At 70.9% G+C, this 13,804-nt stretch carries 13 protein-coding genes and 1 pseudogene; 5 read left to right on the top strand and 9 right to left on the bottom strand.

The window, feature by feature from the left end:
• The first annotated feature begins 430 nt into the window (after window positions 1-430).
• The 4 genes from ABTY56_RS30695 (at window position 431) to ABTY56_RS30710 (ending at window position 4,454) form a co-directional block, all read left to right on the top strand.
• Complete coding sequence (locus ABTY56_RS30695; RefSeq protein WP_502893216.1) at window positions 431-844, top strand: ImuA'/RecA-like NTPase; 414 nt, start codon at window positions 431-433, stop codon at window positions 842-844.
• A 201-nt stretch (window positions 845-1,045) separates the two neighbouring features.
• Window positions 1,046-1,393, top strand: a complete 348-nt coding sequence (locus tag ABTY56_RS30700) for a hypothetical protein (RefSeq protein WP_350632611.1) — start codon at window positions 1,046-1,048, stop codon at window positions 1,391-1,393.
• A 265-nt stretch (window positions 1,394-1,658) separates the two neighbouring features.
• Window positions 1,659-2,360: a hypothetical protein gene (locus ABTY56_RS30705; RefSeq protein ID WP_350632612.1), complete on the top strand. Its 702-nt coding sequence runs from the start codon at window positions 1,659-1,661 to the stop codon at window positions 2,358-2,360.
• A gap of 51 nt (window positions 2,361-2,411) precedes the next feature.
• Window positions 2,412-4,454, top strand: a complete 2,043-nt coding sequence (locus tag ABTY56_RS30710; protein WP_350632613.1) for a PHP domain-containing protein — start codon at window positions 2,412-2,414, stop codon at window positions 4,452-4,454.
• On the opposite strand, the gene ABTY56_RS30715 is transcribed toward ABTY56_RS30710, so the two are convergent.
• The 7 genes from ABTY56_RS30715 to ABTY56_RS30745 form a co-directional block, all read right to left on the bottom strand.
• Window positions 4,439-4,840: a hypothetical protein gene (locus ABTY56_RS30715; RefSeq protein ID WP_350632624.1), complete on the bottom strand. Its 402-nt coding sequence runs from the start codon at window positions 4,838-4,840 to the stop codon at window positions 4,439-4,441. The two genes, ABTY56_RS30710 and ABTY56_RS30715, sit on opposite strands and share 16 nt — an antisense overlap.
• The gene (locus ABTY56_RS30720; RefSeq protein ID WP_350632614.1) at window positions 4,794-5,243 is read right to left on the bottom strand and encodes a transposase; all 450 of its coding nucleotides are present in this window, start codon (window positions 5,241-5,243) and stop codon (window positions 4,794-4,796) included. Before ABTY56_RS30720 ends, ABTY56_RS30715 begins: the two co-directional genes overlap by 47 nt.
• A gap of 17 nt (window positions 5,244-5,260) precedes the next feature.
• Window positions 5,261-5,689, bottom strand: a complete 429-nt coding sequence (locus ABTY56_RS30725; RefSeq protein WP_350632615.1) for a DUF4240 domain-containing protein — start codon at window positions 5,687-5,689, stop codon at window positions 5,261-5,263.
• Window positions 5,690-6,011: 322 nt separating this feature from the next.
• Window positions 6,012-7,391: a hypothetical protein gene (locus tag ABTY56_RS30730; protein ID WP_350632616.1), complete on the bottom strand. Its 1,380-nt coding sequence runs from the start codon at window positions 7,389-7,391 to the stop codon at window positions 6,012-6,014.
• Between the two features lie 280 nt (window positions 7,392-7,671).
• Window positions 7,672-8,328 carry an IS3 family transposase gene (locus ABTY56_RS30735; RefSeq protein ID WP_350632617.1) on the bottom strand — a complete coding sequence of 219 codons (657 nt, stop codon included), beginning with the start codon at window positions 8,326-8,328 and terminating at the stop codon, window positions 7,672-7,674.
• A gap of 566 nt (window positions 8,329-8,894) precedes the next feature.
• Entirely contained in the window at window positions 8,895-9,161 is a 267-nt protein-coding gene (locus tag ABTY56_RS30740; RefSeq protein ID WP_502893217.1) for a helix-turn-helix domain-containing protein, read from the bottom strand.
• Between the two features lie 50 nt (window positions 9,162-9,211).
• Entirely contained in the window at window positions 9,212-9,961 is a 750-nt protein-coding gene (locus tag ABTY56_RS30745; protein ID WP_350632619.1) for a transposase family protein, read from the bottom strand.
• 390 nt (window positions 9,962-10,351) lie between these two features.
• On the opposite strand from ABTY56_RS30745, the gene ABTY56_RS30750 reads away from it, so the two are divergent.
• Window positions 10,352-11,866 carry a tyrosinase family protein gene (locus ABTY56_RS30750; protein WP_350632620.1) on the top strand — a complete coding sequence of 505 codons (1,515 nt, stop codon included), beginning with the start codon at window positions 10,352-10,354 and terminating at the stop codon, window positions 11,864-11,866.
• A gap of 385 nt (window positions 11,867-12,251) precedes the next feature.
• Here the strand turns inward: ABTY56_RS30750 and ABTY56_RS30755 are convergent.
• Both ABTY56_RS30755 and ABTY56_RS30760 read right to left on the bottom strand, forming a co-directional pair.
• A pseudogene (locus tag ABTY56_RS30755) lies at window positions 12,252-13,356 on the bottom strand (IS701 family transposase).
• 43 nt (window positions 13,357-13,399) lie between these two features.
• A partial coding sequence (locus ABTY56_RS30760) for a transposase (RefSeq protein ID WP_350632622.1) occupies window positions 13,400-13,804 on the bottom strand: 405 nt, incomplete at its 5' end.

The raw sequence follows: 13,804 nt of genomic DNA on the forward strand, positions 1-13,804 counted from the left end.
AGATCACGTGCTGCCCGGCGGGGCACGGCCCGAAGTGTCTGTGCTCAGTTCCAGCTTCCGCTTTCCGCTTGGCGGCGGCAAGGTGCCTGGGCAGCGACCGCACCCTGCGAGCTGAGCGGTGCTGGGCGTTCCCTGCGCCTCATGTGACCCTGCGTGACCCCCGCATTCGGCCTGCCCCGTCTGCGTGTTCGCATACTGCGGTGCCGCCCGGGAACAGAGACGGGGGGGCCCGGGAGAGTGGTGGGCGCGATTGCGCAGAGTGCCGCGACCGACATCGACGTCTCCCCGAGCACCCCCGTCACCGGCCGCGCGATCGAGGTGCCGACCCACGACGTCGCTGCGACGCCGACCGTGACCAACAACCTTCCAGGACTACCTCGACCGGCAGAGCATTCCGCGCCTGGCCACGGTGAGCGCGTCCGCCGCTCGCGTGCCTTACGCCGTGACGGCGCAGACGGAGGTGGCCCTGGCACTGGCCGACGGCGTCGGCGTCCTGCTGCTGCGCGGCGCGGCGCCGTCCGGTCCGTTGCGCGAGCGGCTGGCCACGGTGGCGCGGCGCAGCGGGTGCGCGGTGGTGGTCGCGGGTGAGTGGCCGGGGGCGCGGGTGCGGCTGCGGGTGGAGTCGCGGGTGTGGAGCGGGCTGGGGGCGGGGCGGGGTCGGCTGCGGGCGCGGCGGATGGTCGTGGTGGCCGGCGGTCGTGGTGCGGCGGCGCGTGAGTGCCGTGTCGGGTTGTTGCTGCCGGACGAGCAGGGCGCGGTCCGTACGGCCGAGGCGCCGGCCGTGGTGTCCGAGGCGCCGGTGCAGCCGGTGACCGCTGGGCGCGGTTCGCTGGTGGTGGTCTGAGATGCCGGGCCGTGAGGGTGCTGGTCGGGTGGGTACCCGACTGGCCGGTGGTCGCAGTGCTCGGTGGCGAGCCGGAGCCGCAGCGGCTGGCGGCGGTCGTCGAACGCGGCCGGATCGTGGCGGCGACCGAGGGGGCCCGGACGGCGGGAGTGCGGCGGGCAGAAGGCGCGCTCGGCGCAGGCCCTGGTGGAGGGACTGGAGGTGTTCGAGCGTGACACCGACGCCGAGGCGACGGCGTTCGAGCCGGTCGCCGATGCGGTCGGCGCGTTGGCAGCGCACCTGGAGGTTGTGCGTCCGGGGCTGCTGGCGGGCGCGGCGGCGGGCGCGGCGCGTTTCCATGGCGGTGGGGACGTTCTGGCCGAGCGGATCGTGGATGCGGTCGAGGCGGTCGGTCACCCGTGCCGGGTCGGTGTCGCGGACGGGCTGTTCGCCGCGCAGCTGGCCGCGCGGATCGTCCCGGTGAGAGCGCCCGGTTCCTGGCCGCGCACCCGGTGGCCGAGCTCGGCGACGGCCGGCTGGCGGGCCTGCTGCTGCGGTTGGGGATCGTGACGCTCGGGCAGTTCGCGGTGCTGCCGCCCGGCAGCGTCGCGGACCGCTTCGGCGTCGGTGGGGTGGTGGCGCACCGGCTGGCACGTGGCCTTGAGGCGCGGCCGGTCGTGGCGCGGCCGCCGGGCACGGACCTGGCGGTGGAGGAGCGGTTCGAGCAGCCGTACACGCTGGCGCAGCCGCTGGTGTTCGCTGCCCGCGGCCTGGCGGAGCGGCTGCATGCGGGCCTGGCGGGGCGGGGCTGGCGTGCGAGCGGGTGGAGGTCGAGGTGGAGTGCGCCGACGGCACCACCGCCTCCCGGGCGTGGCGACACGAGGGCATGCTGTCGGTGGGGGCGGTGGCCGAGCGGGTCCGCTGGAAGCTGCAGGCCTGGCAGCAGCGCCCCGTGTTCGACGAGCGGGCGGGCGGGGTGGTGGCCCTGCGCCTGCTGCCCGACGGCCTGGTGCGCGACCCGGGCCGCCAGCTCTCCCTGGAAGACGGCGACCAGGAAGCCACCGCGCGGGCCGAGCGCGCGGTAGCCCGCGTGCAGGCGATCCTCGGTCACATGGCACCGGCCACCGCCGAACTCACCGGCGGCCGGGCCCCCGGTGACCGCGAGGTCCGCACCCCCTGGGGCGATGCCCACCAGGACCGCCGCGCGGACGGCCCCTGGCCCGGACAGCTGCCCGCGCCGTCCCCCACCCACGTGCCCGACACACCCCGGCCGGTGCGACTGCTGGACGCCGACGGCCACGACATCCAGGTCACCGTCCGCGCGGAGGTCAGCGGCGCCCCGGCGCGCCTCGTGCTGCCCGGCGACAGCCCGGAGGTGGCCGCCTGGGCCGGGCCCTGGCCTGAGCAGGAACGCTGGTGGAACCCCGAACAGGCGCGGCGCACCGCACGGATGCAGGTCGTCACCCACGACGGCCGGGCTTTACTGCTGGCCGTCACCGCCGGGCGCTGGCACGTCGAAGGCGACTACGACACGTGACCAGCACCCGGTAAGCCACCCATCGGACACCAAGCACGGAACGCCATCGTTATGGGCTTCACCGGCCACCCCCACACCCCCTGGAGCGAGCTGCACCGCCGCCTCGGCGGCACGCCCGCGGCCGACGGCGACCGCACCGTGGTGCCGTTCCCTGCCAAGACATCCGCCGCGAAGGACGCGGTCCCTCCCAAGCCGGCGGCCGCTGCCGGGCAGGCGTGGGCCGAGCTGCACGTCCACTCCTCCTACAGCTTCCTCGACGGCGCCGGCGACCCCGCGGACCTGGTCGCCGAAGCGGCCCGCCGCGGGGTCGAGACCATCGCCGTCACCGAACACGACGGCCTCTACGCCGCCCCCGCGCTCGCCACCGCAGCCCGCTCCGCAGGCCTGCGCACCGTGTTCGGTGCCGAGCTGACCCGGGAGGCCACCACCGCCCCCACCGGCGTCCCGGACCAGGATGGCGAGCACCTGCTCGTCCTCGCCCGCAGCCCCGAGGGCTACCGCCGCCTCGCCAAGACCATCGGCGACGCCCACCTCGCCGGCCAGGGCAAACGCCGCCCCCGCTACGACACCGACCGCCGCGCCGACACCCACAACAACCAGTGGGCCATCCTGACCGGCTGCCGTAAAGGCGCCGTACGCCGTGCCCTGGAGACCGAAGGACCGGTCGGCGCCGAGCGCGAGCTGCGCGCCCTGGCCGAGCGCTTCGGCTGCGAGAACGTGTACGTGGAGCTGACCGACCACCACCTGCCCGGCGACGACGACCGCAACACCGCCCTCGCCGCCCTCGCCCGTCGCACCGGACTCACCGTGGCCACCACCGCCGCCCACCACGCCTCCCCGGCCCAGGCCCGCCTGGCCCAGACCGTCGCCGCGCTGCGCCAGTCCCGCTCCCTGGCCGAAGCCGAGCCCTACCTCGCCGCGGCCGGCACCGCGCACCTGCGCTCCCCGGCCGAGATGGCCCACCGCCTCGCCCCGTGGCCGGGCGTTCAACAGAACACGGTCGACCTCGGCCGCGCCTGCGCCTTCGACTTCCGCGACCTCTCCCCGCAACTTCCCGGCTTCACCGTCCCCGACGGCCACACCGAGACCACCTGGCTGCGCCCTCTCCCTGCGCGGCGCCGACACGCGTTTCGCCCCCTCCAACACCAAAGCACACGATCAGATCGCTTACGAGCTACAGGTGATCGACCAGCTCGGCATGACGGCTACTTCCTCATCGTCCACGACATCGTCGACTTCTGCCGCCGCCAGGACATCTGGTGCCAGGGCCGCGGCTCGGCCGCCAACTCCGCCGTCTGCTACGCCCTCGGCATCACCAGCGTCGACCCCATTCACTACGGCCTGCTCTTCGAACGCTTCCTGTCACCCGAGCGGGACGGGCCACCCGACATCGACCTCGACATCGAGCACCGCCGCCGCGAGGAGGCCATCCAGTACGTCTACGAGCGCTACGGCCGCGACCACGCCGCCCAGGTCGCCAACATCATCACCTACCAGCCCCGCATGGCCATCCGCGACGCCGCCCGCGCCCTCGGCTACGCCCCCGGCGACCTCGACCGCTTCAGCCAGGAGACCGGCTGGCGCGACATGCCGCCCCCCGACGCCCCCGTCCCCGCCGACGTGCGCGACCTCGCCGCCCAACTGCGCGGCCTGCCCCGCCACCTCGGCATCCACTCCGGCGGCATGGTCCTCACCCGCGAACCCATCAGCGAGACCTGCCCCACCGAATGGGCCGCCATGCCCGGCCGCTCCGTCCTCCAGTGGGACAAAGAGGGCTGCGCCGAAGCCGGACTGGTCAAGATCGACCTGCTCGGGCTCGGCATGCTCTCCGCCCTCCACGACGCCTGCGACCTGATCGCCCAACACCACGGCCGGCGCCTCGACTTGGCCACCATCCCGCCGGACGACCCCGACATGTACGCGATGCTCTGCCGCGCCGACAGCGTCGGGCTGTTCCAGGTCGAATCCCGTGCGCAGGCCTCGGCCCTGCCCCGGCTCAGACCCCGCCGCTTCTACGACCTCGTGGTCCAGGTCGCCCTTATCCGACCCGGCCCGATCCAGGGCGGATCCGTCCACCGCTACAGGAGGGCCTGAAACAGCCGCATGCCGTCCTCGCCGACCCTGAGCGCGTACTGCTCGCGCTCCTTGGTCTCCCTGGGCAGCCGGTCATAGCGAACCGGCCGACCGTAACGTCGGGCCCACTCGTCTGTGACCAGGGCGGACACCCATTCCTCGTCGTCGGCGGCCAGCTCCTCCAGGGCCGCCCGCAGGGTTTCCCCGACGAGCTCGATCCGGTCAAGGCGCCGCACTGCCGCCAGGACGTGCGTGGAATCGGTCTGCTGCCTCCCGCGCCGCTTGACCAGCCCAGCCTCCACCAGACGCTCGACCATCACCGCCAGAAGCCGGTCTGCCCGATCGCCCTCGGCCATCCGGTCACGGAACTCGCTCAGCACCGAGAAATCGAAGCCCGCATCGTCCAACTCCAGCCCCAGACAGTAATTTCCAGTCCAGACGACACCTGACAGCCTCGGCAGCCTGCCGGTCGGTGAGATTCTCCGAGTACTGCAGCACCGACACCAGCGCCAGACGAGCCGGCGACAATCCACGACGCCCGTCAGGGGGATACCACTCCTCGAACTCCCCATCCGTGAACAGACCCTCCAGGTGATCCCGCACCCACATCGCCGCCGTGCCCCGCGGATTGCCCGCCCGAGCCATCCGCACGGTCAACGACGGGATCTCCCGCCCGGACCAGGAACCCATCGCCACCGCAGCCCGCCCCCATTGAACAGCCAGACCCTCCAGGTCAGGACAGCAGGAGACATGGCCAACGGCCGAAAAAGCCGGGATCCTCACCCTCTTCGGTGAAGATCCCGGCAGCATTCGTCTCTATCCGGCTCTCAGCCAGCCCAGCCCTCGGCATTCGAGTACGACTCGAAGGAGTAGCGCGTATCGCGGCCCCACTCCTCGCCGGTGATGCGTTCATACGCACGGTCCGGCGCGAAGAGCAGGCTCTCGGCCCAGATGTGGTCGATGACGAACGGGGTGAAGGCGGAAGCGTCCTGCAGCACTCTGTCGAATACCGCTCGGCCGGCGGCGACGACCGCGGCGCGCGTGTAGAGGAAGGCGTCCCCCGACAGGACTTGTCCGTACTCCTTGCGGTCCAGTTGGTAGAGCGCCCTGGACAGTTGTTCCGCGAAGCCCGTGACCAGCGACAACGAGGACCGGGCGAGGCGCTCAGTGATGTTGGCGGCGAGCAGTTCGGCCTCAGAGTCAGGTCCTGCGGGCCTGCAGTCTTCGATGAGCTGCCAGAAGGTGTCTTCGTTCACGGTGCGAGCATGACGCAGCGGACAGACACTCTCGACCACCGAGCTATCTGGGTGCTGCTGTGAGACCGATGAAGATCACCAACAGCATCCGCTCGCCAGAGCCAGATCCCACTGTCCCTTGACAGGCGAACACGCCCTCCGGTTCCAGTAGCGCGGCCGCTCTTGACCACCGACCCTCCGGGCGTGTCCAGTGCAGGGCACGGGTTGCTCGTTACGCTCGGCCACTCGCCGCAGATGGTGTGGTGGGGCCCGCGGTTGGTGCCGGGCCCCACGGTGTCACGCCGTCGGCGTGGAGGCGGCAATGCCGACGGTGACGGCGACATCAGTGGTCGTCGTGATGGCAGTGCTCGCCGCGTTTGACGGTAGTGGGGTCGGTGGCGGTGTGGGCGGTGGGGTCGCCGCCTCCCGTCACCGTGGCCCGGTTGGTGACCTGGTGGTGTTCGTCGCAGTCGCAGGAGACCGTGACGTACAGGGTGATGGGCGGATAGCTGCTCCCGGCGGCCAGGACGTCGCTGCGGGTGCAGGTGAGGATGTCGCGGGTACAGGTCCAGCCAGGGCCGCTGATGTCACGCGCCCTCAGTCCCGAGGGCAGGGTGTCGTAGACGGTGACGGTGGTGCCATCGGTCGCGCCGGGCCCGTTGTTGTCGACGGTGATGGTGTAGGTACCCTGCCGGCCCTGGACGAACTTTCCGGTGTGGGACTTGGTGATGGCCAGGGTGGGGGTGACCACCGTATAGGAGATGATCACCTGGCCGTTGTTGTTCGCCGTCCCGATCGTCGAGGCCGCATAGGTCGTCCCGGTGCCTGACGGCGCGGCGAAACTGCTGCCACCGCCACCACCGCCACCACCCGCGCGGCCGAGACCGCTGGTACCGGGAGTGGCAGCGCCGCCCCCGCCGCCGCCGAAGTACCCTCCGCCGCCGCCTCCCCCGGCCCCGGCGGCCACGCAGTTGCCGCCGGTGTTGTTGCCGCCGGAGCCGCCGGCCCCGACCGTGGTACCGGTGAAGCCGCTTCCCGGGTCCCCCGCGGCCGGCGTGCAGCCTCCCGTGGGGGCGGCAGCCGCTCCGCCTGCACCGCCGGTCGTCGTGCTGGTGCTGCCGCCTTGCCCGCCGGATCCGGGCGAGCCACCACCGTCGGATGCTCCGGTGGCGCCGGCGGTTGCGTCCGGTGTGCCACCGTTGCCCCCGTTCCCGCCCGCGATCGTGCCGGCAAACGGGGCACCGCCGCTGGCGCCGCCGCCGCCGGCAACGACGAGGAGGCTGCTGCCGGTGCTGACGCTGGACGCCCCGCCTCCTCCGGGACCGTGCCGGAACTGCCCCGTGGGCTGGCTCGAGGTGCCACCTGGGGCGCCGCCGTTGTATCCGCCGGCACCGCTTGCATTGCAACCGGCGCTCCCGGTTCCGCCGACGTTGACGGTGTAGGTCGTCGGGGCCGTGGTTACCGGCAGTGTGGTGACGATGCGCGCCCCCGTCCCCCCGGTCCCGGTGAAGCCGCAGGGGGTGCCGGTGTTGTCGGCGCCGCCGGCGCCGTCGGCGGTGATGGTGACGACCGCGTTCGCCGGGACGGTGAGGGTCTGCGGGGTGCCGGTGAAGCCGAAGGTGGACGACGGGTCAGCCTCTCGTGCCCGCGCCGGGACGGTGGTCGGCTTGGCCCCGGCCGGTGTGGCGGTCGCGGGGGCCGCTGCGGTGCCGGACAGCGCCACACACAGTCCCGCTACGGCCCCTGCGCGTCTCCACTGCTGACGAGTGCCGACGCGCGCGCGGGCTCGGCCTTGTCCCATCCCCGCGCCGGTGGGGAGTTGTTTGGAAGTGTGATGTCTGATCACCGATGTCTCCAGATGTTCTGGCTTGGCGTGAGGCGTCTTTCCGCCGTGGGGCAGTGGTGGGGCACACACCCCATCACTCACTTAATGTAATTAATAGCGAACGATAGGTGATGAAACAGGAAGAGCCGGGCGACCGCCCCGCGCGTCGGCTGGGCGGTCAGGGGCTGATCTTCTGACCCCTGCAAGCAGCAGAGCGCGCCCCGTAGTGCTTCGAAATGGCTTCACCGGTTGTGATCTGGGGCTTCGTCGAATGGTCAGCTTGCTCGGTGGTACTCGTTGATGAGGCCCGTGACGGCTTGTCGGCGTTCGATCCGGGCTGTCGGGATGGGGATGACGTTCGGGGCATCGAGCGGTGCGAGCCGGCTTCGTCCCCGGTGGGGTCGATGGCCGCGTCGAAGGCGGCGGTGGACTTCGCGTCCAGGTCCCGGATCAGGTGGCTGAAACCGGCCGCGCGCTCGCCCAGCTGCCACAACAGATGGCGGACTTGCTGAGTGGCCCAGGCAGCGGTCGGATGGTCGGTGACGCCGAGGATGTGGGCGGTGCGGGTGCGGACCTCCATGACGAACAGGACATACAGCCGCTGCAGCGTGATGGTGTCGAGGTGGAAGAAGTCGGTAGCGAGTAGACCGCTGGCCTGGGTCTTGAGGAAGGCGGCCCACTCCCGGTGCGCCGTGTGCCGTCGCGGTGCGGGGCCGAGGCCGGCGGCGCGCAGAACGCGGCGGACGGTGGCCGCACTGACCTTGTGGCCGAGCCGCCGTAGCTCCCCGTGCACGCGCCGGAATCCCCACCGGGGGTTCTCGGTGCCGAGCCGCACGATCAGATCGCGCAGCTCATCAGGGAAATGCGGGCGGCCCGGAGCGGGCGGCTGGGTCCACTTCTACGGACCGCTCCTGGCCCGCGCCTATCTCCTGGCCGCCGACACCCTGGACGCCGACGGACAGCCCGAAGCCGCCCCCGAATACCGCCGCCGCGCCGCCAACACCCACGTAGACGGCAACGGAAGGGCCGGCGGGTAAGCCCGGAGCAGCTGAATCCAATGCAGTGGGTGACGGTGGGGGAGATCAGACCGAACTGACGCCGCGTTGGCCGATCACCTGGCACCGCACCTACGCCGCCACCCGGCCGTGGCAGCAAGCCTGGTCGACTGGGCGCAGCTGCTGGCGGACACGGTGTACGAGGGTGAGCAGCTCAGCCGGTGGGTGCAGGCGCAGCGGGCCGTCTGGCCGGAACACGGACTGGCTGGCGTGGCTGGAGGGTGGGGTGCCGCTCGACGGATAGGTGCGTCTGGCGAGACGCCACGTATCGTCTTGACGTGATCGACTTGTTTGGGAAGCATGGTCCGCGAGGCGAGACGAGACGGTACGTCGCGAGACGGGCTGCTCAGGGCCTGCCGGACGCACTGCTGCCGGTCGGATCGAGCACCTGGTGCTCGCCCACCCGCCGACCGCGGGTCTCGGACACCAGCGCCTCCCGGCCGTCGGCCTGCCAGGCGGCCCACCAGTCGGTCACCGACTCCACAGTGACGCCGAGCAGTTCGGCCACCTCGCGCCGGTCCCAGCCCGCCCGAAGCGCCGCAACGGCCCGCATCCGCAGAGCTTCCTGAGCCTTCGGCGACAGGCGTCGCGCGTCCCCCACCAGATCCGTCACGCCCGGATCAACGAGCGCGGAACCTTACCGTTTCGGGTCAATGAGCTCTTTCAGCGTTGCGGCTCCAGGGTGAGGACGGCTTTGGCTGCTGACGTAAGCCAGTTCGGGCTGCAGCGGGCATGGCGGAAGATCCGCCATCGCTTGAGTGTCGCCACGCCTCGTTCGACGGGATAGCGGAACCGGGCGTGGGCCCGGTTGAGCGATCTCTGACCGGCGGTGAGCTCCATGCCGGGCTTCCGCCTGGCCGGGACGGCGAACGTCCCGCCGGTGCCGGTGTAGGCGAGGTCGGCCAGGGCGGGAATGCGGAGCCGGACGCAGGTCGTCACGATGCGGTGGGTCCGGGCGGCGGTCAGGTCATGAGTGCGGCCCGGCAGCGCCCGCGAGACCCACACGAGTCCGCCGTCGGGACCTGTGATGACCTGGTGGTTCACGCCGTGGCGACGGTGCTTTCCCGAGTAGTCGGCGCGGCCGTCGCCGACACGGTCGCACTCGGCGAGGGTGCCGTCGACCAGGACGTACTCGGGGTCGGCTTCACGCAGGGCCCGGGTCAGGCCGGGCGCAGGGCGGGCAAGGAGGTCGGTGACGGCACGGACGTAGGCGTGGGCGGTGCCGACGCTGATCCTGAAGCCGGCCGCGATCTGGGCGAGGGTGTCGTGCTTGCGCAGATAGACCAGCGCAACGATGGCTCGCTGCGAGGGCCGAAGCTTGCATCGACGGTCACCCTCCCGGGTGACGATGAGCATGGTGACCCACTCGACGAGGGCGTGCGGCAGGTCCAGTGAGGCAGGATAGGTGACCAACGGGGCTCTCCGGCGGAACAGTTGAGACTTCAGACATCTCTCTCAACCGCCCGAGAGCCTCGTTCGTCATGCCCTCGCGCCGACAGCACCGCCGTCACCCGATCGGTGGCCGCTCTGAAAAGGCTCACTGCGTACGGCAGACGGAATAGAGTTGATCAGGACCCTGGCCCAGCGGCTGCTCGCCCTCGGTCCCGCCGCCTACGCCACCCGGAAGGCCCTCGGCCGCGCCTGAGCATTCGTTGGAATTCGCAGGAAACAGCCGCCCTCACGCCGCAACTCCGACCGCCGGGCCGTGTCGATCGTATAGAGAACTTTTGCAGTGCCGCATACTCGCTCCGCAAAAGCTCGATATCCAAGCAAAATGCCCACCCCGAGCCCCGCGGAGGACACATGACCACGCCCCAGAACAACCCCGCCGACGATCCGGTCGTCGCGGCGCCGACCTACCTGGCGGAAATCCGCCACTACTTCCGGCCCGAGGACGTGGAACACATGGCCGCCAAGGGCATCGATCTCGGCACCTACGACGGAGTGAAGAACAACGCCGGGGCGATCTTCACCCACACCGCTCCCCCCACGGCGGACATGCCCCCGGATACGGCCGGCAAGTGGAGCGCCAACCGCTCGCAGACGTTCAAGAACTGGATCCTCAACGGCTTCCCGATCGGTACGGCAACGCCCCCTGCCACGGAGCCGCCGTCCGGGGCGGCGCCGACCCGGCTGCGCAAGGACGTCACCACCCTGACCGACGCCGAATTCGCCCTCCTGACAACGGCGTTCGAGGGAGTCATGGCCCGCGCAACCACGGCAGCGGACGGCTACTTCGTGCTGGCCGGGCAGCACGGCCTCCCGGGAGCCTGGTGCCTGCACCACGAGAACCGCTTCAACCCCTGGCATCGCCAGTACCTGATCGAGTTCGAGGACGCGCTGCGCTCCGTCCCGGGCTGCCAGGACGTGACGCTCCCGTACTGGGACATCTCGACCCCGCTGCCGGACCGTCTGCAGCACCCGCCGTTCGACAAGTACGTCCTGCCGGCCGACCCCGGCGCCACCGCGCACCCGCCCGTTCACGGGTACTTCCCGTACACGACCGAGCGCTACTCGGTCGCCGGCATCACGGAGCGCGTCCAACGGTTCAATGTCCTCGGCGAAATCACCACCTCGCTGGCGCAGTCGCTGTGGGGTGCGTACAACACCAACGGCTACCAGGACTTCTCGATCCAGGCCCACGACGCCGGCCACGGATCGATCGGGCCGACGATGCACGACCAGAACGTCTCGGCCTTCGACCCGGTGTTCTGGTTCTTCCACTGCAACATCGACCGGCTCTGGCTGAGCTGGCAGACGAACACCAACGCGACGACGCTGGCCGGGTTCCGCACCACGCTGGCAGGGCAGGACGACACCTGGCTGCAACCCGCCCCCTCCGTGTTCACCGAGCTGAAGCCCTTCCTCCAGGTCGCCCAGCAGACCATCGTCACCGACGTCACGTACGACCGCCTGGAACTCATCAGCCACGCGAAGGGCGACATGGAGAACCTCTCCGGCAGCATCGACGCCGCCCGCACCTTCGCGTTCCGGAGCTCCGACCCGGTCTCGGTGCGGGTCAAGGGGATCGACCGGCTGAACATCCCGGGGTCGTTCAGCGTGACCCTGCTCGCCGACGGCGAGCCGATCGCGGCACGGTTCTTCTTCCAGCCGAACAACCCGCAGGGCTGTGAGACGTGCAAGAAGAACGGCATCATCAACCTCGACTTCCGGATGTCCCAGGACGAGATCCTCGACAAGGCACTGTCCGTCCGGATCGACGTGCCGGGGCACGGCGAGGAGATCGGCACGGCCTTCCCGCTCTCGCAGGCGGGCAACCCGACGATCAACGCCCGGCTGCTGGTCGGCGAAGCGTAAGGCGGGGACGGCGGCCTGGCCGTCCGGGGCATCGGGTGCGGGCGGGTCGGTTGGGCGGCTGCTCACGGCGCTCCCCTTCGCTGTCTGCAGTGCGGCTGCTGACTGCTGACTGCTGACTGCTCTGCATACCGCACGGCGCCGACAAGTCGATCACCACCGGTCCCGCCCTCAGCCCCAGCACCGGCCCCTGCACCGCCGCCGCCGACCGGCCCGCCGCATGGCCGCCCGGCACCACCTGGAACGCCCGGTGGTCCGGACGCGGCGCGAGCCCCGGGCACCCTCCCCTGGGGGCCGGGGGGCAGCACGGGGGTTGGGCGCAGGGCAGGAGCGGCCCGGAGCGAGACCCCGAGTAAGCCGCGCTAGTACTCCAGTGCGACTTCGCGATCTACGTGCCTGAGGGGACGGAGAGTCGCCGCCGGTAGTGGCTGCGACGTGCCGAAGCTTGGTGGCTTGTGCGCCAGTTCGACCAGTGCAGGAGCGCGTTCAGGGACGTGACCGGTGGGCTGAACAGCGCGCCGATCAAGCGGCGGATCTCCGGGATGCTCAGGTCGACCGGCTCTCCGCTTCGGGTGGGACGGTTCGGATCCGCGCGCCAGGTCGGCCTCGCGACGTCGGCTGCCACGGCGAGGAACGCGAGGGCGAGCATGGCCAGGGTGACGTGCCGGTGCCAGGCGGTCCAGTTGCGGACCTGGTAGTGGTCCAGGCCGACCTGGCACTTGGCCGCCTGGAAGCACTCTTCGATGCACCAGCGGGTGCCGGCGACGCGTACGAGCTCCGACAGCGGCACGATTCGGGGCGCCCAGCACAGGCAGAAGGCGAGCTCGTCAGTGGTGGGATTGCCGCGAACCAGCAGGTGGCGGTGCTCATCGGTGCCGATGTGCACCCAGGCCCAGTCGTAGTAGCGGGGCCCCTTTGCCCCGGGGCCGGCACTCTGCCGGTGCCAGGCCGAAGCGGGCAGGCGACCGGCGACCTCGTCCGCGCGGACCGCGGTGCGACCCTGATTGATCCGCACCCTGGTCGCGCAAGAGATCGCCAACACGTAGCCCACCTCGCGGACTTCCAGCGCGGCCCGCAGGCCGGGGTCGTGGCCGTAGGCCTCGTCGCCGGTCACCCACGACGTGCTCACTCCGGCGTCCAGCGCCTGCTCGATCATCTGCAGGGCGAGACGGGGCTTGGTCGTGAAGACGACGTCCTCGGGCACGCCGGCCCGGCGGCGCCGTTCGGTGTCCCGGCTCCAGGTGTGTTCGGGCAGGTAGAGCCGGCGACCGATCAGCGCCCGTCCCCTGCTGGAGGCGTAAGCGAGGAAGACGCGCACCTGGCCTGTTCTCGATCCGCCCGGCGGTGCCGGTGTACTGCCGCTGGACGCCTGCCGAACCACGACCCTTCTTGAGGAAGCCTCTCTCGTCCACGATCAGAACACCGTCACCAGTGCCGAGATGGTCCACGACGTAGCGGCGAACCTCGTCGCGTACCACGGTGGCTTCGTTCACGTGAAGTACTGAATTTGAATGCGTGATGTCGGCCTGAGGGTGATCAGCCGTCCATGATCAGGCCGGTGGTGGCAAGGCATCCGTCGATCAGGTGGGGGCGGTACTGGATCTTCTTCAGGCTGCGCCTGACGGCCCGGGCAAGCTGGTCGAGGTCGGCGGCGGCAAGGTTGCCGATGGTGCGCTTGACCAGCGACCAGATGCCCTCCTGCGGATTGAGGTCGGGTGCGTACGACGGGAGCTGGAAGACGGTCAGCCAGTCCTTGCTCGCCTGGACGAACTCCTGCATCGGCGGCATCAGGTGGGCACGGAGGTTGTCCCACACGAGCACGATCGGGCCGCCGAGCTGAATGTGTGCGCGGATCAGCAGGTCCCGGTAGTCCTGCCAGGTCAGGCCCTTCTTCTCGCCCTTGCGACCGTGGTAGACGTGGAAGCTGTAGAACATCCGGGA

It is taken from the genome of Kitasatospora sp. NPDC097691 (genome assembly GCF_040302665.1).
Taxonomy (GTDB): Bacteria; Actinomycetota; Actinomycetes; order Streptomycetales; family Streptomycetaceae; genus Kitasatospora.